The organism is Pseudoalteromonas sp. 20-MNA-CIBAN-0454, assembly GCF_040308685.1.
GTDB lineage: Bacteria > Pseudomonadota > Gammaproteobacteria > Enterobacterales > Alteromonadaceae > Pseudoalteromonas > Pseudoalteromonas nigrifaciens.
Genome location: NZ_JBEOOB010000145.1, coordinates 1 through 288 on the forward strand (window position 1 = coordinate 1; position 288 = coordinate 288).

Genomic DNA, 288 nt, shown 5'->3' on the forward strand with positions numbered 1-288 from the left:
ATAACCCGAAGGTCGTCGGTTCAAATCCGGCTCCCGCAACCAATTTCCTTTAGAGGATTGAGGTTACTGTAAATGTTTTTTAATGAAAAACTTGTCGGTCTCAGCTCTTCATTAGCCAGCAAAGGTAGTCGTTATAAATTTGGCTCCCGCAACCAATTTTTAATTGGAAGCTAAGTTGTAATGTAAGCAACTTTAAATAAGTATACAATTTCAGGCGCGGGATGGAGCAGTCTGGTAGCTCGTCGGGCTCATAACCCGAAGGTCGTCGGTTCAAATCCGGCTCCCGCA

At 44.4% G+C, this 288-nt stretch carries 1 tRNA gene; it reads left to right on the plus strand.

The annotated features are described in order from the left end of the window. Positions 1-215: 215 nt before the first annotated feature. Positions 216-288: transfer RNA gene (locus AAEZ22_RS18310), tRNA-Met, on the plus strand.